The 2,221-nt window shown below is 60.2% G+C and carries 2 protein-coding genes; both read left to right on the forward strand.

Translation table 11 applies throughout. From position 1 onward, the window contains the following. The coding region (locus H0V78_06730) for a hypothetical protein (GenBank protein MBA2351474.1) at positions 1-1,999 on the forward strand (1,999 nt) is incomplete at its 5' end. Then, a partial coding sequence (locus tag H0V78_06735) for a hypothetical protein (GenBank protein ID MBA2351475.1) occupies positions 1,996-2,221 on the forward strand: 226 nt, incomplete at its 3' end. The genes H0V78_06730 and H0V78_06735, both read left to right, overlap by 4 nt.

The following is a 2,221-nucleotide window of genomic DNA, read 5'->3' on the forward strand; positions in this document are numbered from 1 at the left end:
CCATATCGATTACGACATCGATTATGCGGCGGGCACGCTGTTTTTTCGCGAGCCGATTTTAAGCCGCGATTTCAATTTCAATCCGAACTTCATCGTCGCCCAATACGAGACGTTCAACGCCGGCGACAAGGAATTGAATGCCGGCGGCCGCGTCGGCACGCAGTTCCTCGATGGCAAGGTGCAGGCTGGCGTCTCCGTCATCCGTGATGAAGTCAATTTCGGCACGACCGATCTCGGCGGCGTCGATGTGAAAGTCAAAGTCGCGCCGAACACCGAAGTGCGCGTCGAGGCGGCGAAGAGCGGCGGTCAGGCGGCGCAGCTCGAGCGAGATGGCAGCGCGTATCTGGCCGAAATCGAACACCATGACGGCAACTTCGACGCGCTTGCTTACGTGCGCCGCCAAGCGCCGGGCTTCGGCGTCAACCAGCAGAATATCGTGGAATCGGGCACGTTCAAGGCCGGCGCCGATGCGCAATACAAGCTCGATCAGCACACTGCGCTGCAAGGCCAGGCTTACCGTCAGGAAAATCTGGTCAGCCGCGCGACGCGCGATGCCGGCACGGCGCAGCTCGAATATCGCGAAGATTTGTGGAGCGCCCGAGTCGGCGCATTGTTCGCGCACGACGAAGCGATCACCGGCGAGACATTCGAATCGCGTCAGGCGACACTCGGCGCGAGCCGCTATTTTCTCGACAAGAAGCTCGAAGTCAACGCGCAAGCCGATATCAGCCTCGGCGGCAAAAACGACAGCGTCGATTTCCCTTCGCGCTACACAGTCGGCGCCGCTTATGCCATCAGCGAAGGTCTGCGGTTACTCGCGGCCCAGGAATTTACCGACGGCGACCAGTTCGATACGGCGACCACGCGCTTCGGTTTTCAGGCCGTGCCGTGGAAAAACGCGAAGCTGACCAGCACGCTGAACCAGAGCCATATTTCCGAATACGGCCCGCGCACGTTCGGCCTGTTCGGTTTGACGCAATCGTTTCTGGTCGGCGAACGCTGGGGTTTCGATGCTTCGGTCGACACCAGCCGCACCTTGGACGAGCCCAGCAATCCGCCGCTGGTCATCAATCAGAATCAGCCGATCGCATCCGGCGGCGTGCTCGGCAATGGCGCGTTGACTGAAGACTTCACCGCGCTGTCGGGCGGGGCGACCTATCGCGCAGAATTGTGGACATGGACCGGACGCGCGGAAACGCGCAATGGCGAAATCAGCGACCGCCATGGCTTGACGACTGGCTTCCTGCGTCAAGCACGGGCGGGCGTCGCATTTGCGGCATCCGGCCAGGCTTTCATCGTCGAGCAGGCGAATGGCAGCGAGGGCCTATTGGCGAACGCGGCTTTGTCGTGGGCTTACCGGCCGCTCGGCCGCAAGTGGTCGCTGCTCGACAAACTCGAATTCCGCCTCGATCAATTGCAGAACGGCAACGGCGCCGTCGGCAGCGGCTTGTTCGGCAACAACAGTCTGGCGGTCAGCGGCGACGCCAAGTCGCGGCGCTTCATCAACAACATTGCCTTGAATCGCGTGTCGAGCGCGTGGCGCGAGGCCGATACGCAAGGCAATCTTTTCGCGCTCAATCAGCGCAATCAATATTCTTTGTATTACGGCTCGAAGTATGTGTTCGACCAGTTCGACGGCGCCGACTACACAGGCTATACCGATCTGAGCGGCGCCGAATTGCGATACGACATTACGCGCAAAATCGATATCGGCATGCGCGGCAGCGTGCTGCACGTGTGGAGCCTCGACAACTACCAATACTCGGCTGGACCGGTAGTCGGCTTCTCGCCGATGGACAACGCGTGGATCAGCGTCGGCTACAACATCAACGGTTTCCGCGATCGCGATTTCGAGGCCGCGCATTACACCGCGCAAGGGCCGTACTTCACCTTGCGCTTCAAGTTCGATCAGCTGTCTGGCATCGGCGGATCCAAGTCGCATCCACAGGCGAGAGACTCAAGAAACACTGCTCGCGAATCCAGCAGAGCCGCGCAATGAGCGAGGTGATACGGCATATATCGAAGAAATTGCGCGCGTTATGCATCGTGGTGAGCGCGAGCTTGCTTTACCTGCTTTACGCGCAAACTGCCTTCGCTGCGATCACGATCGGCAATACGAGCTTCGGCGACTCGGGCGGCGGCGCCCTTTCTTTCTCGCATACCGTTGGCGCCGGCTCCAACAGGGTTTTGATTGTCGGCATCTCGATCGATCGGACAACCG

It is taken from the genome of Burkholderiales bacterium, assembly GCA_013695435.1.
In the GTDB taxonomy this organism is placed as follows: Bacteria; Pseudomonadota; Gammaproteobacteria; order Burkholderiales; family JACMKV01; genus JACMKV01.